This window comes from Plantibacter sp. VKM Ac-2880, from assembly GCF_015351235.1.
GTDB lineage: Bacteria > Actinomycetota > Actinomycetes > Actinomycetales > Microbacteriaceae > Plantibacter.
In genome coordinates, this window is record NZ_JADKSJ010000002.1 from 917042 (window position 1) to 939243 (window position 22202).

A 22202-nucleotide genomic window follows, 5' to 3' on the forward strand; every position below is an offset into this window, starting at 1 on the left:
GGACCCGCGTGGATCGCAGGCTACCAGCGAATCTTTAGCTGCTGCAGCCCCGCTTCAAGTCGAGGACGCAGCGGCTTCGGAATGATCGTTAGACGTCCTTCCTGACGACGACAGCCCGCGTCTCCGGTCACAACCCGAACCAGTAGATGCACTCGTTTCGACTTCAGGCCCGGTTAGAGCTACAGCGCGACAACGGTCTCGCACTCGAGAAGGTCATCGTCGAACACCCAAACGAGAACGAGCGACTTCGCCCGCAGAGCAAGGGCATCATAAACACTGAACTGCAGCTCCTCGCCGTGCGCGTATCTGCACGGAAGCTCGTCATCGAGACTCACGAGGTTGGTCGCCCCCTCGGGACGCACCTCGACATCACGCACCTCGATGGTCTGACCGGAGGTGTTCGTGACGGCACGAACGTCGTCACGAACCTGCCGCGGCGACGACCACGGCGCAACTCGCGTCGCGATGTCGGCGAGTCGCTCCTGGGCCTCGGCCTGACGAGCGAGAGCGGCGTTCGCGTCGGCGGCTCGCTGCGCGGCCTCCACGCTGGCGGCTTGGGCGTCCGCTCGCGCCGTAGACGCCTGCTTGGCCTGCACGACCGCGACGACGGCCGCCGCGATCGCGGCGAGGGCCGCTACTGCGGCGATCTAGTCTGACGGCGTCATTCGCCTGCTGCGGCCCTGCAACTCGCATCCGCACACGGGTCCTCAGTGATACCGGTCGTGCGTCGCAACGGCCCGCCACATCGCGGGCAACGTGGTGCCTCGTCGCGGCCGGAATCGGAAATGGATCGGTTCGAGCTGCGGCCCATGGTTCCCCCTGAGTGACGTCGATGTCAGATGATGAAAGTGCGGGGTTTATGCGGGCTCCCCCGCCTGCACGTCCCCGGGTGATAAACAAAAGGCCCGGAACCCCGGGCCTTGCGTAGCAGGAGAGAGATTCGAACTCTCGACCTCACGATTATGAGTCGTGCGCTCTCACCAACTGAGCTACCCTGCCACGTCTCTCCGTATGCCGGCGAGAGCAGTGACGGAGAGAACGAGCCCCGAGCGGGACTTGAACCCGCGACCTCTTCCTTACCAAGGAAGTGCTCTACCACTGAGCTATCGGAGCGCGAACCAGACCGCTCACGCGGAAATGGCACCAGTAGAGACTAGCATCCCCGAAGGCGTGCTTCGTACACGCCTGCGGATCATTTGGCCGCGAAGGTGTCGGCGGCGTGCACGACCTTCGCGAGGTATGAGGTGGCGCCGTTGTACGAGGCGATCGCGGCGACCCAGTCCGCTTCGATCCGGAGGTCCCGCCCGCCGTGGCAGAGGTAGCCGGCAGCGGCAAGTGCCGCGTCGTCGATCTGCTGCGGGTCCGCGACGCCGTCCCCGTTGCCGTCCGCTCCCCACCGCGCCCAGGTCGAGGGGATGAACTGCATCGGGCCGACCCCGCGGTCCCACCGGGCGTCCCCGTCGAAGGCGCCGCCGTCGGTGTCCGTGATGGCGTCGAACTCGGTCCCGGTGAGCGCGGGTCCGACGATCGGCGGGGTCGCTCGACCGCCGGCGTCGAGGGCGCCACCGAAAATGGTCCCGTGCCCGGACTCGACGCTGCCGAGCGCGGCGAGGGTGTTCCACGCGATCCCGCACTCGGGTCGCGTCTGTGCGGTGGCCAGTGCCGCCCCGGCGTAGGCGGACATGGCGCGTTCCGGGATCCCGAGCCGCTGCGCCGTGGCCGACGCCCAGGTGGGATCGACGCGATCGGTGATGGCGGCAGGCGCCGTCCCAGCAGAGCCCACCGCCGGGATGCCCGGTCCCTCGACCGCGGCGTGGGGTGCGGTGCCGAGAGTCGAGTCCCGCACCTGCGCCTGCCTGACGAGCTCCGGCCCCCAGGCGACGACGGCGACGATGACGGCGAGCCCAACGGCCACGGCAGCGAAGGCGACGACCCACCCCATCGGGGCCGACTGCCGACGCCTCCGACCGGACGTCCGGTTCGGCCGCTTGGCAGCACCGCGCGCGCCGACGGTCCGCGATCGTGGCTGCGGAGCCGACCGGGCAGCTCCGGTCCGAGTTCGTGCGGTGGCTCGCGGCTTCGATCCGGCGGGCCGTCGACCGCTGTTCCCCTTCGCCGACGTCACCACCCGTCCACCGTAACCGAGGGTGGTGACGGGCCGAGTCGTCAGGGCTGTGGCGCGGCCTTCGCAGCCTGCTTCGCCTGGCGCTTCGCCCGGAGGTCCTTCGCGACGGCGACACCCTTCTTGGCGGCGGCGTTCGCCTTCGTACTCGCCCGCTTGGCGCCGTCGAACTCGGAAGCGAGGACGGCGAGCCCGCCGACGGCGATGAGTGCCCCCGGGCCGGGCAGCGGGATGAGCGCGACGCCGAGGGCGACCGTGCCACCGCCGACGACCCCGACACCCGCGCGGTAGACACGATTCGCCGTCGGGTTCCGGCGGATGATCCCGCGGGTGGTCCGGGCCGCCGAACCTGCGACCCGCCCCGCCTGCGCTCCGACGCGCTTGGCCGTGCTGCGGGCGGTGCTGTCCGATTCCGTCGTCATGTCCCCACTCTAGGCAGCACCTGACGGGTCGTCGCCGGGAATCCCGTGCGAATCGCGGCCCCAGGGCCGAATGAGCGTGCTCGAGAGTGCCGCCCGCGGCCACGTCAACAGTCCGTGACGGTTTCCTGAGATGGCCTAGGGTAGCGACATGGACTCCGCCCTCCCGACCTCGTCGGCGACCGCAGCTCAGCAAGCCTCCCCCGCAGGAGGCTCCACCCCCGGATCGGAGTGGTGGCGTTCCGCCGTCATCTACCAGATCTACCCCCGCTCCTTCGCCGACGCGAACGGTGACGGCCTCGGCGACCTGCCCGGCATCACCTCCCGCCTCGGCGCCCTGCAGGAACTGGGTGTCGACGCCATCTGGCTGTCCCCGTTCATGACGAGCCCGCAGAAGGACGCCGGCTACGACGTCGCCGACTACTGCGACGTCGACCCCATCTTCGGCACGCTCGCGGATTTCGACGCGATGACCACCGCCGCCCACGGCGCCGGTATCCGGGTCATCGTCGACCTCGTCCCGAACCACTCGTCGACCGCGCACCGCTGGTTCCAGGAAGCGCTCGCCGCCGGACCGGGGTCCGAGGAACGCGCCCGCTACATGTTCCGTGACGGCACGGGCGAACACGGGGAGCAGGCCCCGAACAACTGGGAGTCCGTCTTCGGTGGGCCGGCCTGGACGCGCGTCGTCGAGGCGGACGGCGCCCCCGGCCAGTGGTACCTGCACATCTTCGACTCCTCGCAGCCGGACTTCGACTGGACGAACCCGTGGGTGCGCGAGCAGTTCCGCGGCGTCCTGCGCTTCTGGCTCGACCGCGGTGTCGACGGGTTCCGTGTCGACGTGGCGCACGGCATGATCAAGGCCGACGGGCTGCCCGACTACACCCCGCCCGCCGAGGGTGGCAGCATGGGCGGCGCCTCGGTGGACGCGTCGCTCGAGGCCGCCGGCTCGGGGCCGGAGTCGTGGCCCGAGACCGCGCCGTACTGGGGCCAGGACGGCGTGCACGAGATCTACCGCGACTGGCACGAGCTGCTCGCGACGTACGAGGGCGACCGTGTCCTCTGCGCCGAGGCGTGGGTCGACCCGCTCGACAAGATGGCCCTCTGGGTGCGACCCGACGAGATGCAGCAGGCCTTCAACTTCCCGTACCTCGAGACGCCGTGGAACGCGGCTGCGCTCAAGACGGTCGTCTCGGAGTCGCTGCGGGCCTTCGCCCAGGTCGGCGCACCGAGCACCTGGGTGCTGTCGAACCACGACGTCGTCCGCCACGCTTCCCGCCTCGCACTCACGGAGGAGAACCCGCAGGGCTATGGCGTCGGACCGGACACCCCCGGCAAGCCGGACCGCGCGCTCGGCCTGCAGCGCGCTCGCGCCGCGACCGCCCTCATGCTGAGTCTCCCCGGTGGCGCCTACCTCTATCAGGGCGAGGAACTGGGTCTTCCGGAGGTCATCGACCTCCCGGACGACGCCCGTCAGGACCCCACCTGGTTCCGCACGAACCACGAGCGCTACGGGCGCGACGGCTGCCGCGTGCCGATCCCGTGGGAGGCCGGCCACCCCGCGTACGGCTTCAACACCACGGGAGCCTCCTGGCTGCCGCAGCCCGACGACTGGAACGACTACTCGCGCGACGCCCAGGCGGGCATCCCCGGTTCGACGCTCGAGCTGTACCGCACGCTCCTCCGCCTGCGTCGTGAGCACGGCCTGGGCCTCGGATCGGTCGCGTGGATCGAGGGCGCTCCGGAGAGCATCCTCGCGCTCACCAACGGCACGGTGACGGTCGTCGCGAACACCGGCGCGGACGACGTGCCGGTCCCGTCGTCGCTCGCGGAGTCGTCCGTGCTCGTCGCGAGCGGCCCGTTCGACGGCACCACGATCCACGGCGACACGACGGTCTGGTTCACGACACCGTAGGGGTTCAGCCCTGCACGTTCCTCGTGGGCCGCGGCGACGGCACACGAGGAGCGGATCCGGCTCAGTGGTGGAGGATCGCGACCGAGTGCGCGCCGAGACGGATGGAACCGTCCGAGGTGACGACCTCACCGAAGCTGTCGAGCAGATCGTCGACCCGCAGCGCGAGCTCGACGGGTTCCGTCCCGAAGTTGACCGCCAGCGTGGCCGATCCACGACGCAGCACGAACGAGCCGTTCGACTCGTCGACGACTGCGGTGGTGTCCGCGAACGCCGGATCGGTGAAGGCCGGCACGGTTCGCCGCAATTCGATCAGACGCTGGTACCAGGTCAGGAGCCGCGCATGGCGCCCCTGCGACCGTTCGGACCAGTCGAGGATCGAGCGTCGGTACGTCTCCGGGTCCTGCGGGTCGGGCACGTCGGCCTCGTTCCACCCCATGCGGGCGAACTCGGCGACGCGACCCTTGGCCGTCGCCTCTCCGAGCTCCGGCTCGGGGTGGGAGGTGAAGAACTGCCACGGGGTCGATGCCGCCCATTCCTCGCCCATGAACAGCATCGGCGTGAACGGTCCGAGCAGGGTGACGGCGGCGGCGATGGCCAGCTGACCGTCGTCGAGGCTGGCCGCCAACCGGTCGCCGACGGCCCGGTTGCCGATCTGGTCGTGGTTCTGGTCGGAGACGACGAGGCGCCAGCTCGGCGTGCGCTCGAGGTCGATCCGCCGGCCGTGGTGCCGCTTCCGGAAGCTCGACCAGGTCCCGTTGTGGAAGAACCCCTCCTGCATGACCTTCCCCAGCGCCCCGAGGGGTGCGAAGTCGGCGTAGTACCCGGACACCTCGCCGGTGAGGGCGACGTGGAGGGCGTGGTGGAAGTCGTCGCTCCACTGCGCGTCCAGCCCGTAGCCACCGGAACCCCCGGGGCCGCGTGGGGTGATGAGTTTCGGGTCGTTGAGGTCCGACTCGGCGATCAGGGTGAGCGGCCGGTTGAGATCCGCCGCGAGCGCGTCGACGGCCGCGTCGAGTTCCTCCAGGAGGTGGACCGCGCGGGCGTCGTGCAGGGCGTGGACGGCGTCGAGCCGCAGGCCGTCGACGCCGTACTCCTCGAACCACATGAGGGCGCTGTCGATGATGTACCGGCGCACCTCGTCCGAGTCCGGGCCGTCGAGGTTGACGCTGTCACCCCAGGTGTTGCCGACGCCGTCCGAGAGGTACGGGCCGAACCGGGGCAGGACGTTGCCGGACGGGCCCAGGTGGTTGTAGACGACGTCCTGGATGACGGCGAGCCCACGCTGGTGGCAGGCCCGCACGAAGCGCCGGTAGCCTTCGGGTCCGCCGTAGGCCTCGTGGACGGCCGACCAGAACACGCCGTCGTACCCCCAATTCCAGACGCCGTTGAAGGCGTTGACCGGGAGGACTTCGACCGCGTCGACGCCGAGCTCGACGAGGTCGTCGAGCCGTTCGATCGCGCCGTCGAAGGTGGCCGCTTCGGTGAACGTGCCGATGTGGAGTTCGTACAGCACCGCACCGATGAGCGGACGACCCCGCCAGCCCGTGCCGTCGGAGGGAGCGGGGTCGGATGCGACGACGCGGGACAGCCCGTGGACGCCGTCCGGCTGGCGACGCGAGCGCGGGTCGGCGATCGGGCCGTCGCCGTCGAGGACGTAACCGTAGTCGGTGTCGACGATCGCGGTGCGTGGGGCGTCGCCGTCGAGCGCGATCCACCATCCCTCCGCCACCGCGTCGCGGCTCATCGGGAAGCGCTCGTCGCCGAGCACCAACTCGACGCGTTCGGCGATCGGTGCCCAGACCCGGAAGCCGTCGGCGGGGCTGGTGGTCGTACTCGTCATCGGGGTGACTCCTCGTCTCCAGACGTGGTGGTGGCCGACGACTGATCGTCCGTCGGTTCGGTGTGCTCGTCACCGTCGGCGATGGTGAGGACGGCGACCGGGTACTGCTCGAGGAGCGCTGCGACGGAGACCGGTCCGCCGGTGATCTCGCGGCCCGTCAGCACCTCGACGTAGCGTCCCGCAGGAAGCTCGACGTTGGTGTTCTTCCACCCGCCGCGCTCCGCGAGACGGAGGGACAGGCGGGTGGCGACCGTCAGCACACCACCGCGGGAGAAGGCGAGGACGTGCTCGGCGGCCGCACCCTCCGCGGCGAGCGCCGTGTACTCCGTGTACCGCTCGGGGTGGCTCCGGCGCAGCCGGAGGAGCCGGGAGGTGACGAGGAGCTTCGCAGCGCCGTCGGCGGCGACGGGCGGGAGCCACCCGTCGTCGAGCTTCGCCAGGAGCTCGCGGCGCTCGGCGTAGTCGACGGGTCGACGGTTGTCGGGGTCGACGAGGGACCGGTCCCAGAGTTCGCTGCCCTGGTAGACGTCGGGCACGCCCGGCATCGTGAGCTGGACGGCCTTCGCCACGAGGCTGTTGGTCCAGCCCGCCGCTTCGACGTCGGCGACGGCGTCGAGCAGCGCCGCGTTCGCACGACGGCTGTCGTAGAGCCCGTCGACCGCAGCGTGCAGGGCGACCTCGAAGGCCGCGTCCGGCGCGGTCCACGTGGTCGAGTCACCGGCCTCGCGGGCCGCCTTCTCCACGTAGGCGTGCAGTCGCTCGCGTTCGATCGGCCAAGCGCCGACCGCCGCCTGCCAGACGAGCTGTTCGAGCTGCCGGTCGGGGAAGCCGTTGCTCGTGTGCAGGGCGACCGCGTGCTCGGCCCATCGGTCCGCCACTTCGCTCAGGGCGTCGATGCGGGCGCGGACGTCCTCGCTGCGCTTCGTGTCGTGGGTGCTGAGCGTCGTCATCGACGACGGCCACTCCGCCTGCCGCCGTGCTTGACGGTGGTGGAACTCGGCCACGCTGATGTCGGTCTCCGCGGGATCGCCGCCGACCTCGGTCAGCGAGGTGAGCGCGGTGTACCGGTAGAACGCGGTGTCCTCGACGCCCTTCGCCATGACCATGCCGGAGGTCTGCTGGAAGCGCGCCGCCAGCGGGTCGGCCGGGTTCCGAAGCCGTGGCGCGAGGGCGGCGAACGCCTCGGCGAGCTCCGGCCTGCGGGTCTCCGCCGTCTCCAGGGCGGCGTCCAGGTACTCGTCGCCGAGCGGCAGGTACGAGCGGTACACCGGGAACGCCGTCAGGATCTCGGCCAGCGCGTCGACGGCCTCGTCGACCTCGGGGACGAGACGGGCGAGCCGCCGGACCTCGGAACCGAGGATGCCGTCCGCGATGCCGCGCTTGGTGGTGTGGACGAGCTCGTCCCACGCGTCGCGCGTGAGTTCCACCCCGGCCAGCTGCGCCAGGGCCGGGAGGCCGGCGGGGTCGACGAGGACCCGGTCGACGTCGCCGAGCGCGTCGTACCCGGTCGTGCCGAGCGTCGCCCATTCTGCCGGGAGGTCCTCCTCCCCCTCGAGGATCTTCTCGACCCAGATCGGTGCGCCACCGATGCGTTCGGACAGGCGGTCGAGGTAGGCACCCGGATCCAGCAGGCCGTCCGGGTGGTCGACGCGGATGCCGTCGGCGAGCTGCTCGTCGAACCAGCGGCCGATCTCGACGTGCGAGCCGTCGAACACCGCGGGGTCCTCGACCCGGATCGCGGCGAGCGTGTTCACGGCGAAGAAGCGGCGGTAGTTGAGTTCCGCGTCCGCACGACGCCAGTTGACGAGCTCGTAGTGCTGACGGTCGTGGACCTCGCGTGGCGTCGCGCCGTCGTCCGCCGTGCCGGGAGCGATGGGCAGGCGGTTCTCGAAGTACCGCAGCTCGCCGTCCTCGACCGTGAGGTCGTCGAGGGCGCTGTGGTCACCCTCGACGTCACCGAGGATCGGGATGCGGATCCTGCCGGCTCCGGCCTCCCAGTCGACGTCGAAGGCGGCGGCGTGCTCGGCCTCGCGGCCGTGCTGGAGGAGGTCCCACCACCAGGCGTTCTCGGCCGGGGTCGCGACCCCCATGTGGTTCGGGACGGTGTCGATGAGGACGCCGAGTCCGGCGGCGTGCGCGGCTTCGGCGAGCGCCGTGAGCCCCTCGGCGCCGCCCCGCTCGGGGTCGACCGTGGTGTGGTCGACGACGTCGTACCCGTGCGTCGATCCGGGCTCGGCGCGGAGGATGGGCGAGAGGTACACCCAGTCCGCTCCGAGGGTGCGGATGTAGTCGACGAGGTCGGCTGCGTCCTGCAGGCGGAAGTCGGCCGTCAGCTGGAGCCGGTAGGTGGAGACGGGCACGGTGGTCATGAGGTGACCCCCGATCGCAGCAGGGTGAAGGACGTGCCCTGCACGATCACCGTCGTCGAGCCCTCGGCGAGCATCTGCTCGGGGTCGCTCGACTCGATGAGGGTCCACGGCTGGCCGGGAGCCTTCGGCAGGGCGAACTCGACGCCGTTCTCGGCCGCGTTCAGCAGCAGCGCGAACGATGCCGAGCCGGCGTGCCGGAACACGAAGGTGATCGAACGGGCGTCGGGGTTCGCCCAGTCGTCTTCGGAGAAGGGTTCGTCGTCGGAGCGCGTGATGAACACCCGGTCGTCCGCCTTCGAGCCGGGGCCCTGACGGAACCAGTCCGGCCGGAGCGCCGGTTCGGCCACACGCAGCGCGATCATCCGCTTGGTGAAAGCGAGGAGCTCGTGGTCGGCGTTCTCCCAGTCGAACCACGACACCTCGTTGTCCTGGCAGTAGGCGTTGTTGTTGCCGCCCTGGGTACGGGCGATCTCGTCGCCGCCGAGGATCATCGGCACACCGGCCGAGAGCAGCACGGTCGCGAGGAAGTTGCGTCGCTGACGGTTGCGGCGCGCGTTGACCGCTGGGTCGTCGGTGGGACCTTCGGCGCCGTTGTTGCTCGAGCGGTTGTCGCTCTCGCCGTCGTTGTTGTCCTCGCCGTTGGCCGCGTTGTGCTTGGCGGAGTACGCCGTGAGGTCCGCCAGGGTGAAGCCGTCGTGCGCGGTGACGAAGTTGACGCTCGACAGCGGCGACCGACGTGACGCCTCGTAGACGTCCGGGCTGCCGAGGACGCGCTGCGACATCGTGCCGAGCACACTGTCGGCACCGTTCCAGAAGTCGCGGACGTCGTCGCGGAACTTCCCGTTCCACTCCGACCAGCTCGCCGGGAACCCGCCGACCTGGTACCCCGCGGTGTCCCACGGCTCCGCGATCATCTTGATCGGCGCGAGCACCGGGTCCTGCTCGATGAGCGAGAGGAAGGCGCTGTGGATCTCAGCGGAGCCGTCCTGCCGGGTGAGCGTCGTCGCGAGGTCGAAGCGGAAGCCGTCGACGTGCATCTCGGTCACCCAGTAGCGGAGCGAGTCCATGATGAGGCCGAGCGCCGCCGGGTGGCCGACGTTGACGCTGTTGCCGGTGCCGGTGGTGTCGAAGTAGTGCTCGCGGTCCTCGTCGACGAGGCGGTAGTACGCGGCGTTGTCGATGCCCTTGAACGACAGCGTCGGGCCCATGTGGTTGCCCTCGGCGGTGTGGTTGTACACGACATCGAGGATGACCTCGAGGCCGGCGGCGTGCATCGCCTTCACCATCGCCTTGAACTCGTCGACCTGGCCACCGGTGTCGCCCGCGGCCGCGTACTCGCCGTGCGGGGCGAAGAAGCCGATGGAGTTGTAGCCCCAGTAGTTGCGGAGGCCCTTCTCCTCGAGGTGGCTGTCCTGCACGAACTGGTGCACGGGGAGGAGTTCGACCGCGGTCACGCCGAGGTCGGTGAGGTACCGGAGGGCGGCCGGGTGCGCGAGACCGGCGTAGGTGCCGCGGATCTCCTCGGGCACCTCGGCGAGCTGCTTGGTGAAGCCCTTCACGTGCACCTCGTACACGATCGTCTCCGCGAGCGGGATCCGTGGCGCGACGTCGGCCCCGTCGGCGTCCCAGTCGAAGGACGACGGGTCGGTGACCACGCCGAGGGCGACGTGGCCCGCGGAGTCGGTGTCGTCCATCGACTCGGGGGCGTCCAGACGGTGGCTGAACTGCGCCTGGCCCAGGTCATAGTGTCCGGTGATCGCCGTCGCGTGCGGGTCGAGCAGCACCTTCGCCGGGTTGTGCCGGAGACCGTTGGCCGGGTCCCACGGACCGTCGACGCGGACCCCGTAGCGCACGCCGGGCACGAGGCCCTCGACGAGACCGTGGAACACGTGGCCGGTCCGTCGTTCGAGGCGGGTCTGCTGCTCCTTGCCGCCCTCGGGGAACAGGCACACGGTGACGGAGTCGGCGGTCTCGGAGTAGATGGCGACGTTCGCACCATCGCCCCGGAGGGTGACGCCGAGCGGATAGGGGGTCGAGAGCGTCATGGCGCCCTTTCACTCGAAGGAATCGATCGTTGATGAGACCGTACACCGGCCGGCTGTCTTCCCCGGAAGCGCGGGAAACATGGTAAAGCGCGTGCTGACGGGGTCAGAACGCGAAGATGCCGATGGCCACACCGATGGCGAGGCCGGCAGCGGCCGTGGCGCCGGCGAGCAACAGCGCCACCCGCGGATCCACGCCTCGCTCGGTCACGAGCCCGAGACGCGCGCGCACCCGGCGGACGCGCCGGACGCGGGACTCCGACCAGATCTCGCGCAGGGTCGAGGCGACTTCGTGGGCCGCCGGCCGGTCCTCCGGACGACGGGCCGTCATCGAACGCAGGAGCGGGTGCCAGGCGGCCGGCAGCTCGGGCGGGATCACGGGATCGCGGTGCAACCGGGCGATCGCTGACTCGACGAGCCCGCCGTCGAATTCACGACGGCCCGTGATCGCCTCGAGCAACACGAGGCCCAGCGAGTAGATGTCCGTCTCCGTGCTGACCGTGTCGCCGAGCGCCTGCTCGGGCGAGAGGTAGTTCGCCGTCCCGGAGATCGCCTCGGTGTTCGTCAGACGCGAACCGCCGATGAAGTGCGCGATCCCGAAGTCGGACAGCTTCACGAGGTTCGCGTGTCCGAAGGCGGCGATGTCGCTGAAGAGCATGTTGTCGGGCTTGATGTCGCGGTGGACGATCGAACGCGTGTGGATGAAGGACAACGCGTCGGCCACCTGCGCGCCGAGCGCGGCGGCGTCCCGCGGCAGCATCGGGCCCGCCTGTAGCTTGTCGGTGAGCGTGGCGCCCGGGATGTACTCCATCACCAGGAAGCGGTGCTCGACGCCACGATGGACGACGGAACCGGAGTCGTACAGCTCCACGAGCCCCGGGTGGCGCAGTTCGCCGAGCAGGCGGATCTCGCGCTCCTGACGGAGGCGGTCGTTCGCGGTCGCCGCCTCGTCGCGGAAGAGCTTGACGGCCACCGGGCGTGACAGCAGCTCGTCGCGTGCCCGGTAGACGTTCGCGGAACCACCCGAACCGAGCTGCTCGCCGATGCTGTAGCGGCCGTTGGACAGACTCACGCCGGTGACGACCGTCTCGCTGTGCTCGGTGAACATCGCGGCGGGATCGGTGATCGATCCCGCGTGGGCCGGCGGTCGGTGCAGGGAGTCACTCACGGCCGCCCCTTTCACGGTGCAGTCGGTGTTGGCCGCGCCACCGCGTCGTCGGCAGGCTGTTCCGAGATCCACGGTACAAGGCGTTCGTCGTTCACGTGGATTGGTGTCGGGGTGTTGAGAACCGCTACCGCACCTGGTAGGCGTCTGCAAGGCCGAGTTGCTCCCTTGTGGGGCTCAGACCGCCCGGGGAGCATGGAAGCACCGGGAAGCCCGGATCGAGAGCCGTCAGCTGCGAGGAGCACCCATGTCCACTGTCGCCGAAACCGTCGTCGCCACCCTCGAGGCCAGTGGGGTGCAGCGTGTGTACGGGCTGCCCGGCGATTCACTGAACGGGTTCACGGACGCCCTCCGGACCGGCGGACGGATCGAGTGGGTGCACGTGCGCCACGAGGAGGCGGCCGCGTTCGCCGCGGCGGCCGAGGCCGAGCTGACGGGGGAACTCGCGGTCGTCGCGGCCAGCTGCGGACCCGGCAACCTGCACCTCATCAACGGATTGTTCGACGCGAACCGCTCGCGCGTGCCGGTCCTCGCGATCGCCGCGCACATCCCGAGCTCCGAGATCGGCACCACCTACTTCCAGGAGACGCACCCGCAGGAGCTGTTCCGCGAGTGCAGCGTCTACGTCGAGCTCGTCTCCATGCCCGAGCAGCTGCCCCGGGTCCTCGAGATCGCGATGCGCACCGCGGTGGAACGTCGCGGGGTCGCGGTCGTCGTCGTGCCGGGCGACGTCATGCTGAAGCACGCGGTCTCCGAGCACGTCTCGGCGATCCGGGCGACGCAGCCACGCATCCTGCCAGCTGCCCACGAACTCGATGAAGCGGCCCGCCTCCTGAACGCCGGCAAGCGCCTCACGATCCTCGCCGGCGCTGGTGTCAAGGGCGCCCACGAGCAACTCATCGCGACCGCGGACGCCCTCGGCGCCCCCATCGTGCACGCGCTCCGCGGCAAGGAGCACGTCGAGTACGACAACCCCTTCGACGTCGGCATGACCGGACTCCTCGGCTTCGCCAGCGGCTACCACGCCATGCTGTCGTGCGACGTGCTGTTGATGCTCGGCACCGACTTCCCCTACCCCCAGTTCTTCCCCGAGGACGCGACCGTCATCCAGGTGGACATCCGCGGCGAGCAGATCGGCCGACGGCACCCGGTCGACCTCCCGCTCGTCGGCACCGTCCGCGACACCCTCGACGCCCTCCTGCCGAAGCTCGAACGCAAGACGCACCGGAAGCACCTCGACGAGGCGCTGAAGCACTACCGCAGCTCCCGGAAGGGCCTCGACGACCTCGCGACCGCCGACCACGACCGCCAGGCCATCCACCCGCAGTACCTCGCGAAGGTCATCGACGAGCTCGCCGCCGACGACGCCGTGTTCATCCCCGACGTCGGTTCGCCGGTCGTCTGGGCGTCGCGGTACCTCACGATGAACGGACGACGCCGGCTGATCGGCTCCTTCAGCCACGGCAGCATGGCGAACGCGGTCTCGCAGGGCCTCGGCGCGCAGGCGTCGCAGCCCGGCAGGCAGATCATCGCGCTCGCCGGCGACGGCGGTCTCACGATGCTGCTCGGCGAGCTCATCTCGCTCACGCAGAACCGGCTCCCCGTGAAGGTCGTCGTCGTCAACAACTCCTCGCTGAACTTCGTCGAGCTGGAGATGAAGGCGGCCGGTTTCGTGAACTACGGCACGGACCTCCAGAACCCGGACTTCGCCCGCGTCGCCGAGGCGATGGGGATCCACGGAGAACGCGTCGAGCGGGCGAGCGATCTGGAGGGTGCCATCCGGCGCGCCTTCGAGCACGACGGCCCGGCGCTCGTCGACGTCGTGACGGCACGGCAGGAGCTGTCGATCCCGCCGACGATCACGGCGGAGCAGATGAAGGGGTTCACGCTGTACGCGCTCCGCACGGTCATGTCGGGTCGGGGCGACGAACTCCTCGACCTCGCGAACACGAACCTGCTGCGCCGGATCCTGCCCGGACACTGAGCCCCGCCGGGGCAGCGACCCGCCGGCTCCGGAGCAGGATTCTCCCCTGGCTTCCAGAGACCGCCGGGTACACTTGGTTCTCGTGTCCAGACTTCTCGTTACCGGCGGCGCCGGATTCATCGGCTCGAACTTCGTCCACTACGTCCTGAACAACACCGATCACTCGGTGACTGTCCTCGACAAGATGACCTACGCGGGCAACCGTGCCTCGCTCGACGGCCTCCCGGCCGATCGCTTCGAGCTGGTCGTCGGCGACATCCAGGACGCGGCGCTCGTCGACGAGCTCTTCGCTCGTCATGACGCCGTCGTGCACTACGCGGCCGAGTCGCACAACGACAACTCGTTGCACGACCCCCGTCCGTTCCTCGACACCAACATCATCGGCACCTACACGCTGCTCGAGGCCGCCCGGAAGCACGGGACCCGGTTCCACCACATCTCGACGGACGAGGTCTACGGCGACCTCGAACTCGACGACCCGGAGCGGTTCACGGAGCAGACCCCGTACAATCCGTCGAGCCCGTACTCGTCGACGAAGGCCGGCAGCGACCTCCTCGTCCGCGCGTGGGTGCGTTCCTTCGGCGTCAAGGCGACGATCTCGAACTGCTCCAACAATTACGGCCCGTACCAGCACGTGGAGAAGTTCATCCCGCGTCAGATCACGAACGTCCTCGGTGGCGAGCGTCCGAAGCTGTACGGCACCGGCGAGAACGTCCGCGACTGGATCCACGCGAACGACCACTCCTCCGCGGTCCTCACCATCCTCGACAAGGGTGTCATCGGCGAGACGTACCTCATCGGTGCGGACGGCGAGAAGAACAACAAGGACGTCGTGGAGCTCATCCTCACGCAGCTGGGTCAGCCGGCCGACGCCTACGATCACGTGAACGACCGCCCGGGCCACGATCTCCGTTACGCGATCGACTCCTCGAAGCTGCGCACGGAGCTCGGCTGGACGCCGGCCTTCAGCGACTTCGAGGCCGGCCTCGCCGACACGATCGCCTGGTACCGCGACAACGAGTCCTGGTGGAAGCCGCAGAAGGCCGCCACCGAGGCGAAGTACCAGGAGCAGGGTCAGTAACCATCCCCTCACGACGAAGGCCCGCCGGCACCAGCCGGCGGGCCTTCGTCGTGCCGGTCCCTGAGTCGAACCCTGGTCCCTGAGCCGATCGAAGGGCTCGTCCCTGAGCCTTGAGCCTGTCGAAGGGCGCCATCCCCCGCGCCGCGCTTCCCCCGGTCCCTGAGCTTGTCGAAGGGTGCTCCGCCTACCTCCTGTCGCCAGAACCACGAACGCCTCGCCCGGAATCGGGCGAGGCGTTCGACGTGTGGCGGGATCCGCGTCGTCAGTCGACGTTGGCGTACAGCCACTCGAGCGGGTCGACCCAGGTGACGCCGTCGAGTCGGATCTCGAAGTGGAGGTGCGGCCCGGTGGACATGCCGGTGGAGCCGGTGAGGCCGAGGATGGTGCCGACCTTGATGGCCTGCCCTTCGGTGACCCGGACGGAACCGTGCTGCATGTGCGCGTAGACGCTGGAGACGAGGCGGCCGTTGATGGTGTGGTCGACGATGACGTTGACGCCGAGCGAGCCTTCGCCGTCTTCGACGTGGCGGACGACGCCGTCGGCGATGACCTGGATGGGTGCACCGTTGCCGGGGTTGAAGTCCTGGCCGTGGTGGTCGCTGGAGCAGCCGGCGCAGTCGCGAGCGCCGAAGCGGTCGCCGATGGTGACACCGACGGCGAACGGCCACTGGATGGTGCCGTTCGGGTTGTTGGTGAAGGTGTTGGCGGGGCGGATGCCCATCGCGGCGGCGGCCTCTTCGACGGTGCTCGTCGTGTAGTCGTCGCGGGTGAAGGTCAGTTCCGCCGAGCCCTCGCTGTCGAGCGACTGGGAGGCCTGGTTGCTGAGTCCGTTGCCGTCGCCGAGCTCGGCCTGGGAGGCCTCGGCCACCGACGTCGCGACGTCCTCTGCGGTGAGGAGTGCGTTGGCCGGGACGGAGGTCGCGACGGCCATGAGGGCGACGAACCCCATTGCGGCACCGGCGAAGATCTTCGTGGTGATGCGGCGCTTCCGGGCGATGCCCGAGGGGCGAGGAGCGGCGGGCGTGGAGGCCGGACGACTGGTGTTGCGGGGCTTCGTCGTCGACGCCGGAGCGGAGGCTGCCCTGGTCGACCGGCGCGGACGCGAGGCGGCGAGGGGGATGTCGGTGTCGACGGGCACGGAGGACGTCGGCGTCGTCGTGTCGGGGGCGAGGGTCGGCTCAGCGATGAGCGACTCGGTCTCGGCCGGCGCGAGGTCGGCGACGTCGGAGGTGTGGACCGCGTCGATCGCCTCGGCGATCATCTCGTCGACCGGGTCGACGGCAGGAGCGGCTTCTGGCTCCGCGACGTTGGCCTCGTGGGTCGGGTCCTGGAGTACGGACTCCTGCTGCTCGAGGGCTGCCGCCGCCTGCCGCTCACGTTCGCGGAGTTCACGACGGCTGAGGGGAGGCGTCTGCACGGGTGCGGCGGCTCGCTCATCGGACGTGTTCTGCGGGTCCTGAGGGTCGGGAAGCACAGGGGTGTCCTCAGGGCTTGCATGGCGTGACAAGGGGGCGGGGGCCTTTCAATGGGGCTAGCAGATAGGGCGTGAAGTCCGTCCACGCGGGGGAACGCGGACGTAACGAATAGATAAATGATAGCAACGGGAGCCTGAAAAAGCCATGGCAGTGCTCGGTTTTCTTGTGGAAAGCCCTGGTCAGAGGCCATATGAGAGTTCTCTTATGAACGAGTCGCGACCGGAGCGTTTCGGGGCGTCCGTCGTCGCCGGGCCGACGGTTCAGCCGATGGACGAGGCGAAGCCCTGCTCGATGAGTAGGCGCTCGAGGACGTCGAGCAGGGGTGCGTCTGCGGCCATGATGAGCTTCGTGGTGGCGGGGGCACCGTCGAACCCGGCGACCGTCGCGCCCGCTTCTGCCGCGATGAGCGCCCCGGCGACCTGATCCCAGGGCTTCAGTCCGCTCTCGTAGTAGGCGTCCAGGCGGCCGGACGCCACACTGCAGAGGTCGAGGGCCGCGGAACCGATCCGGCGGACGTCGCGGAACGTACCGAGCAGGGCGCCGAGGACCGCAGCCTGCTCCATCCGCCGCGACGCCGTGTACGAGAAGCCGGTGCCGAGCAGGGCGACGTTCGGGGCGACACCTCGATTCACTTCGAGGGTGCGGCCGTTGAGGTGTGATCCCGATCCACGGGCGGCTGTGTACGTCTCACCCAGCACCGGGTTCACCACGGCGCCGGCGAGGGCGGTCCAGGTGGCGGGCTCGGGTTCGCCCTCGACGACCCCGATGCTCACGGCGTAGGCGGGGATGTCGTAGAGGTAGTTGACGGTGCCGTCGATGGGGTCGACCACCCAGGTGAGGCCGGAGGTGCCGGTCGAGCCGCCTTCCGCGCCGGTCTCCTCACCGAGGAAGCCGTCGTCGGGGCGGGCCGCGAGGAGTCGATCGCGGATGAACTGCTCGGACTCGCGGTCGGCTCGCGTGACGACGTCCTCGATCGAGGACTTGCTCGCAGCGATCTCGACGCCCTCGCGTCGTCGGCGCAGGATCAACTCCCCCGCGTCGGTGGCGATGTCGGTGGCGATCTTGAGGAGCTCTTCGTGGCCGGTCACCCCACCACCCTATGGCCGGCCTGGTCGTCGACGCGTGGGCACCCTTCGACAGGCTCAGGGACCAGGACGTTCCGGGCACACTTCGCCCGGTCGCTGAGCCTGTCGAAGTGCCCGAGGAGTTCCAGGCACGCTTCCACCGGTCACTGAGCCTGTCGAAGTGCTCACGAGGAACCCTCCGACAAGCCGAGACATTCCAGGCACGCTTCCACCGGTCACTGAGCCTGTCGAAGTGCTCACGAGGAACCCTTCGACACTTCGACAGGCTCAGTGCGGCGCAGCCCGAGGAACGGACGCGCTCAGAATGGTGCGGGGTCCGGCTCGGTGCGATGGTGCTTGCCGTCGGGTGTGGTCCAGTCGAGCACGCCACCCGGGCCGTGGTCGAGGTTCCAGCCCGGCAGGTGTTTCATCCGGTGGTGATGTCGGCAGAGACAGGCGAGATTCCCGACATCCGTTGTCTCGCCGTCCTGCCAGGCGACCGAATGGTCCAGGTCGCAGGCCCTGGCCCTCCGCCCGCACCCTGGTGCGCGACAGGTGCCGTCTCGGAGGCGCACCGCCCGCTGCAGGTCGGCTGGAACGCGATACTGGCCGCGGCCAACGGAGAGGACGGCGGCGGTTTCCGGTTGGACGAGGATTCGGGTGAAGGAGGGTGCGTTGACGGCGATGCGGGCCGCGGTCTCGGGGTCGATCGGCCCGTATCCGTCGAGCGTGGCGGGGGCATCGGAGACGCCGGTCATGCTGAGTGCTGGGACGGTGATCTGCACGGTGGGCTTGATGTGCTCCTGGACCTCGATCGGGTGCGGGAGGACGGGGTTCGAGGCAACGTCATCTGGGGTGACACCGGTGAGGGCCAGTGCCGCGAGCGCGTCGGCTTGCAACTGCCGACGCGTGCGAGCATCGCCGGCCTTGCGTGACTCTGCAGCCGCGGCCTCGAGGCGCTCGACGATGCCCTGCGCGATGGACGCCGTGGTGAACAGGTGCACCCATGCCATGCCGTCCGAGGCGGGTTCGAACTCCACCCGGCGGTCCGCCTCCGAACGGATCGCGCGCGCCGTGATGGACTCCGGGTGGAGTCGCTCGCGGAGGTCTTTCGCGCGTTTCTTGAGCCGCGCGGCGGTCAATCGCTCGGCCATCGGGAGCACCTCGGCGATGAACGACGCGCGTCCTGTGGTGGGAACGTCGCGGAGCTGGTCGGTGATCGTGCGCGCATGCCGGCCAGAGATCCGGCCGGCCTCGAGTGCGGCCAGCACGGTCGGTGCCTCGTTCACGAGCTGTTCGGCGTCGTTCGTCGCGTGCAGGACGGTCCGCTCGGCCGAACGGGTCGCCATCGCGAGCATCGCGCACGTCGAGCGGCGCGAGAGTGCGCGCCGCTCGGCCGGCGGGTAGATGGCCGGGACGACGGTGCCCGCGAGCGCGTCCGCGTACGCGGCGGAGCGGGCAAGGAGGCGTGCCGCGCGCGCTTCCAAGACCGCCTGCTGCCGGCAGATGTCCGCATACTCGTCCGAGAACTCGGCGAGCTGCGCGGCGTACTCGTCGCTCGCGCGGATCGCGGTGGCGGTGCTCTCGGTCATGACTCCAGTCCACCATGGACCACTGACATTCCAGATGCCGAGTGCGGGTGAGTGCGGACGTACCCCGTGGGCACTTCGACAAGCTCAGCGACCGGGTCTGGCTGTCGGCATCCGGGTCGGGCTCGGCGACCGCAGCGTGCTTGAGGACTGAGGCGGCGTCCAGCGGCGGCAACCCACGACCCTCGGCGACAGTCACATGCACAATGCCCGGAAACGAACATTGCCCCACCCGCTGGGGTGAGGCAATCGTTCAGTGGCGAGTGAGGGATTCGAACCCCCGAAGGCTGAGCCGTCTGATTTACAGTCAGATCCCTTTGGCCGCTAGGGTAACTCGCCAAGCGCGCCCGACCGACTTTCGAACAGCCAACCGAAAGCGCTTGACCAATATAGCCGCCAGATGGCCGGACGCGAAATCAGGATCAGGACCCGTCATCAGGCCGCTCACTTCTCCGCTGACGACACCGCTTCGGCGTACTCGTTCGCGGCGGCGGCGACCCGTCGAAGGTACTCGGGCGACGAGTTGTAGGCGCGGATCCCGCTCAGCCATCCCGCCTCAGTCCGCATGTCGTAGTCGCTCGCCCGGCAGAGGTAGTTCGCCGCCGCCATCGCCGCGTCGTCGAGGTTCTGCGGGTCGAGCACACCATCGCCGCTCGCATCGGTCCCCCAGTTCTCCCACGACTCCGGGATGAACTGGAACGGCCCGACCGCCCGATCGTCGACCGGGTCGCCGTCGATGACGCCCTGGTCGGTGTCCGTGATCTCCTCCGTCTCGCCACCCTGCAGGGGGACGCCGAAGATCGGAGGCGTCACGACACCGTCCTCGCCGAGCTTCGAACCGTCGTGACGGCCGTGGTCGCTCTCGGCGAGCCCCACCGCGGCGATCGTCGTCCACCCGATGCCGCACTCCGGCGTCAGTTCCGCCTTACGGATGGCGGCACCGGCGTAGGAGCGGAGAGCGCGTTCCGGGATGCCGCTCGATGACGACACCTCGGCCACCCACGCCTCGTCGGCGAGGTCCACGTTGGCCACCCCGCCGTCGGGGGCGTCGCTCTTCGGCGGCAACTCGACGGGCTGGGCGTACGGGACGGGCTCCGGCTCCGGTGCACACCCACTCAGCAGGATCGCGCCGAGAAGCATCGAGGCACCCGCAAGGGACCACCGTCGTCTGGTGGCCGCCGGGCGGTCCTGCATGTCTGGGCTGTGCATCTCCCCCAGCCAACCACACCCGCCTGACCGACACCGGCGGTACCATGGTCCACATGGCAGATTCCTCGTTTGACGTCGTGAGCAAGGTCGACAAGATGGAGGCGGACAACGCCCTCAATCAGGCACACAAGGAGGTCGAGCAGCGCTACGACTTCAAGAACGTCGGTGCCTCGATCGCCTGGAGCGGCGAGAAGATCCTGATGAAGGCGAACACCGAGGAGCGCGTGAAGGCGATCCTCGACGTGTTCGAGTCGAAGCTCATCAAGCGCGGCATCTCCCTGAAGAGCCTCGAGGTCGGCGACCCCTTCGCCAGTGGCAAGGAGTACCGGATCGAGGCCACCCTCAAGGAGGGCATCAGCCAGGAGATCGCCAAGAAGGCCAACAAGCTCATCCGCGACGAGGGCCCCAAGTCGGTCAAGTCGCAGATCCAGGGCGACGAACTGCGTGTCTCCTCGAAGAGCCGCGACGACCTCCAGGCCACGATGGCGCTGCTCAAGGGCGCCGACCTCGACATCGACCTCCAGTTCGTCAACTACCGCTGAGCCGGCCAGGCGCGGCGCTTCGGCGCGACCGCGTCATGAACGACGACTGATCCGCTCTCTCCAGTGGAGCGCACCGCGCGCTCCGTCCGGCCTTCGGCCGGACGATGCCCGCCCTGCACATCGCGGGGCCCGGTCGTTGGAGCACACGTGGATCACTCGAGGCCCTCGGACGGGTCGCACCTCGAAGTCTTCCGGACATCGAGCGCCGACCAGGAGGTCGGCGTCCCCTGCTGGTGTTCGATCGGCCAGAACCACAGCTACGCCGAGTGGCTCGCCTTCGGTCGCCCTGATCCGCGACGCCCGGCCGGCCCGCGACGCCGCCACCCTCCGACTCAGCGCTGACCCGTGACGGGCGCCGCCAGATACCCGCGGCCCCACGCGACGATCTGGTCGAACGCGCGTTCCCTGACCGGCTCCTCCGAGAGGAACACGTCGTGGAGGGCTCCGTCGAGGCGGACGATCGTGACCGTCTCACCGAGGTCGAGGGCGCGTTCGGCGACCGCGTCGACGTCCAACGCCGTGTCGCTCCGCATCATCGCGTCGTTCCACCGCGGGAGGAGGACGCTCCGCGCCGACAGCAGCGTGAGCGCCGGGACACGCAGGTGCAGGCCGGCGTCGACGAGACGATGCCCGGTGAGGATGGCGTTCAGCCACCCGGGGTGCAACGGGAACCCGTGGAGCGGCCGCCACGCGAGGTCGTAGTCCCACGCGCCGTCCATCGTGCTCGACACGGACCGGGTGTAGAACCCGAGGTCGACGACCGGGAGCTGGGCACGCGGATCGATCCGGGAGCCGGCCTGGATGAGCGGAGCGATGGCGAGTCGGCCGAGCTGTCGCGCCTGGAACTCCAGCCAGGGGCTGTTCAGGACGAGTCCGGCGACCCGGTCCTGGTTCCTCGCCGTCCACAGGCTCAGGGTCAGGCCACCCGTCGAATGCCCGAGGAGGACCAGTCGGCGACGGGTGCGGCGTCCGGCGACGTGATCCGCGGCACCATGCCCCATGACGGTGAGCGCTGCCTCGATGTCCTCGTCGTAGGTACGGAGGTCGTCCACGTACCCGGGCGTCTGGTGCGGCCGGAGGCTTCGCCCGTACTTGCGCAGGTCGAGCGCGTAGAACCGTGCGCCGAGTCTCGCCCAGAAGCGGGCGAGATGGCGCTGGAAGAAGTAGTCCGACCAGCCGTGGACATACAGGACGTCGATCCCGTCCGCGACGTCGGGGAGGAGGAACTCGCCCAGCTGCTCGAGCGGAGGCATCCGGTAGCGGACGAGCGTCGCCACGACGTCGCCCTCGTCGTCCGGTTCGAGCGTCAGCGTGCGCTGCTGGAACCCCTCGCCGAGGATGTCGTCCGTCCAGCCCCGAGATCCCGCCATGTCGCCACGTTACCGT

Annotated in this window: 16 protein-coding genes and 3 tRNA genes; 5 read left to right on the plus strand and 14 right to left on the minus strand. The window is 69.5% G+C overall.

Annotated elements, in window-relative coordinates; genetic code table 11:
• Window positions 1–146 precede the first annotated feature (146 nt).
• A complete protein-coding gene (locus ITJ57_RS16335) occupies window positions 147–656 on the plus strand; it encodes a hypothetical protein (protein WP_194671079.1) in 510 nt (169 codons plus the stop codon).
• A 269-nt stretch (window positions 657–925) separates the two neighbouring features.
• Here the strand turns inward: ITJ57_RS16335 and ITJ57_RS16340 are convergent.
• The 4 genes from ITJ57_RS16340 to ITJ57_RS16355 form a co-directional block, all read right to left on the minus strand.
• A tRNA-Met gene (locus ITJ57_RS16340) sits at window positions 926–999 on the minus strand.
• 42 nt (window positions 1000–1041) lie between these two features.
• A tRNA-Thr gene (locus ITJ57_RS16345) sits at window positions 1042–1113 on the minus strand.
• A gap of 79 nt (window positions 1114–1192) precedes the next feature.
• A complete protein-coding gene (locus ITJ57_RS16350; RefSeq protein ID WP_228507302.1) occupies window positions 1193–1915 on the minus strand; it encodes a lytic transglycosylase domain-containing protein in 723 nt (240 codons plus the stop codon).
• A gap of 251 nt (window positions 1916–2166) precedes the next feature.
• On the minus strand, window positions 2167–2544 hold the full coding sequence (locus tag ITJ57_RS16355) for a PGPGW domain-containing protein (protein ID WP_194671081.1): 378 nt from the start codon (window positions 2542–2544) through the stop codon (window positions 2167–2169).
• Between the two features lie 148 nt (window positions 2545–2692).
• Here ITJ57_RS16355 and ITJ57_RS16360 point away from each other — a divergent pair, with 148 nt between their 5' ends.
• Window positions 2693–4456 (plus strand): glycoside hydrolase family 13 protein, encoded by a 1764-nt coding sequence (locus ITJ57_RS16360; protein WP_194671082.1) that lies wholly within the window; start codon window positions 2693–2695, stop codon window positions 4454–4456.
• A 61-nt stretch (window positions 4457–4517) separates the two neighbouring features.
• On the opposite strand, the gene treZ is transcribed toward ITJ57_RS16360, so the two are convergent.
• The 4 genes from treZ to ITJ57_RS16380 all read right to left on the minus strand — a co-directional run bounded on the left by treZ (window position 4518) and on the right by ITJ57_RS16380 (window position 11875).
• On the minus strand, window positions 4518–6296 hold the full coding sequence (gene treZ / locus ITJ57_RS16365) for a malto-oligosyltrehalose trehalohydrolase (RefSeq protein ID WP_194671083.1): 1779 nt from the start codon (window positions 6294–6296) through the stop codon (window positions 4518–4520).
• Entirely contained in the window at window positions 6293–8665 is a 2373-nt protein-coding gene (treY, locus tag ITJ57_RS16370) for a malto-oligosyltrehalose synthase (RefSeq protein ID WP_194671084.1), read from the minus strand. Before treY ends, treZ begins: the two co-directional genes overlap by 4 nt.
• Complete coding sequence (gene glgX, locus ITJ57_RS16375; RefSeq protein WP_194671085.1) at window positions 8662–10710, minus strand: glycogen debranching protein GlgX; 2049 nt, start codon at window positions 10708–10710, stop codon at window positions 8662–8664. Before glgX ends, treY begins: the two co-directional genes overlap by 4 nt.
• A 103-nt stretch (window positions 10711–10813) precedes the next feature.
• Window positions 10814–11875: a serine/threonine-protein kinase gene (locus tag ITJ57_RS16380; RefSeq protein ID WP_194671086.1), complete on the minus strand. Its 1062-nt coding sequence runs from the start codon at window positions 11873–11875 to the stop codon at window positions 10814–10816.
• Between the two features lie 244 nt (window positions 11876–12119).
• Between ITJ57_RS16380 and poxB the strand changes: the two genes are divergently transcribed.
• Together poxB and rfbB are read left to right on the plus strand one after the other, a co-directional pair.
• Window positions 12120–13856, plus strand: coding sequence for a ubiquinone-dependent pyruvate dehydrogenase (gene poxB / locus ITJ57_RS16385; RefSeq protein WP_194671087.1), 1737 nt, complete (start codon window positions 12120–12122; stop codon window positions 13854–13856).
• Window positions 13857–13938: 82 nt separating this feature from the next.
• A complete protein-coding gene (gene rfbB, locus ITJ57_RS16390) occupies window positions 13939–14937 on the plus strand; it encodes a dTDP-glucose 4,6-dehydratase (protein WP_138945191.1) in 999 nt (332 codons plus the stop codon).
• A 262-nt stretch (window positions 14938–15199) separates the two neighbouring features.
• Here the strand turns inward: rfbB and ITJ57_RS19870 are convergent, their stop codons facing one another.
• From ITJ57_RS19870 to ITJ57_RS16415, 5 genes are all read right to left on the minus strand, one after another.
• Entirely contained in the window at window positions 15200–16411 is a 1212-nt protein-coding gene (locus ITJ57_RS19870) for a peptidoglycan DD-metalloendopeptidase family protein (protein WP_194671088.1), read from the minus strand.
• 261 nt (window positions 16412–16672) lie between these two features.
• On the minus strand, window positions 16673–17500 hold the full coding sequence (locus tag ITJ57_RS16400; RefSeq protein ID WP_194671089.1) for an inositol monophosphatase family protein: 828 nt from the start codon (window positions 17498–17500) through the stop codon (window positions 16673–16675).
• A gap of 296 nt (window positions 17501–17796) precedes the next feature.
• The gene (locus tag ITJ57_RS16405; RefSeq protein WP_194671090.1) at window positions 17797–19068 is read right to left on the minus strand and encodes an HNH endonuclease signature motif containing protein; all 1272 of its coding nucleotides are present in this window, start codon (window positions 19066–19068) and stop codon (window positions 17797–17799) included.
• A 254-nt stretch (window positions 19069–19322) separates the two neighbouring features.
• Window positions 19323–19404 (minus strand) — tRNA-Tyr (locus tag ITJ57_RS16410).
• Between the two features lie 105 nt (window positions 19405–19509).
• A complete protein-coding gene (locus tag ITJ57_RS16415) occupies window positions 19510–20274 on the minus strand; it encodes a lytic murein transglycosylase (RefSeq protein WP_228507305.1) in 765 nt (254 codons plus the stop codon).
• A 53-nt stretch (window positions 20275–20327) separates the two neighbouring features.
• On the opposite strand from ITJ57_RS16415, the gene ITJ57_RS16420 reads away from it, so the two are divergent.
• Entirely contained in the window at window positions 20328–20816 is a 489-nt protein-coding gene (locus ITJ57_RS16420; RefSeq protein ID WP_056014685.1) for a YajQ family cyclic di-GMP-binding protein, read from the plus strand.
• Window positions 20817–21148: 332 nt separating this feature from the next.
• Here ITJ57_RS16420 and ITJ57_RS16425 read toward each other — a convergent pair whose 3' ends face one another.
• Entirely contained in the window at window positions 21149–22186 is a 1038-nt protein-coding gene (locus tag ITJ57_RS16425; protein WP_194671091.1) for an alpha/beta hydrolase, read from the minus strand.
• Window positions 22187–22202 lie beyond the last annotated feature (16 nt).

What these genes read in the sequence shown, in the direction of transcription:
- ITJ57_RS16335 (WP_194671079.1), top strand. Translation starts at nt 147, where the DNA reads ATGCACTCGTTTCGACTTCAGGCCCGGTTAGAGCTACAGCGCGACAAC.
- ITJ57_RS16355 (WP_194671081.1), bottom strand. Translation starts at nt 2,544, where the DNA reads ATGACGACGGAATCGGACAGCACCGCCCGCAGCACGGCCAAGCGCGTC.
- ITJ57_RS16360 (WP_194671082.1), top strand. Translation starts at nt 2,693, where the DNA reads ATGGACTCCGCCCTCCCGACCTCGTCGGCGACCGCAGCTCAGCAAGCC.
- treZ (WP_194671083.1), bottom strand. Translation starts at nt 6,296, where the DNA reads ATGACGAGTACGACCACCAGCCCCGCCGACGGCTTCCGGGTCTGGGCA.
- treY (WP_194671084.1), bottom strand. Translation starts at nt 8,665, where the DNA reads ATGACCACCGTGCCCGTCTCCACCTACCGGCTCCAGCTGACGGCCGAC.
- glgX (WP_194671085.1), bottom strand. Translation starts at nt 10,710, where the DNA reads ATGACGCTCTCGACCCCCTATCCGCTCGGCGTCACCCTCCGGGGCGAT.
- poxB (WP_194671087.1), top strand. Translation starts at nt 12,120, where the DNA reads ATGTCCACTGTCGCCGAAACCGTCGTCGCCACCCTCGAGGCCAGTGGG.
- ITJ57_RS16405 (WP_194671090.1), bottom strand. Translation starts at nt 19,068, where the DNA reads ATGACCGAGAGCACCGCCACCGCGATCCGCGCGAGCGACGAGTACGCC.
- ITJ57_RS16415 (WP_228507305.1), bottom strand. Translation starts at nt 20,274, where the DNA reads ATGCACAGCCCAGACATGCAGGACCGCCCGGCGGCCACCAGACGACGG.
- ITJ57_RS16420 (WP_056014685.1), top strand. Translation starts at nt 20,328, where the DNA reads ATGGCAGATTCCTCGTTTGACGTCGTGAGCAAGGTCGACAAGATGGAG.
- ITJ57_RS16425 (WP_194671091.1), bottom strand. Translation starts at nt 22,186, where the DNA reads ATGGCGGGATCTCGGGGCTGGACGGACGACATCCTCGGCGAGGGGTTC.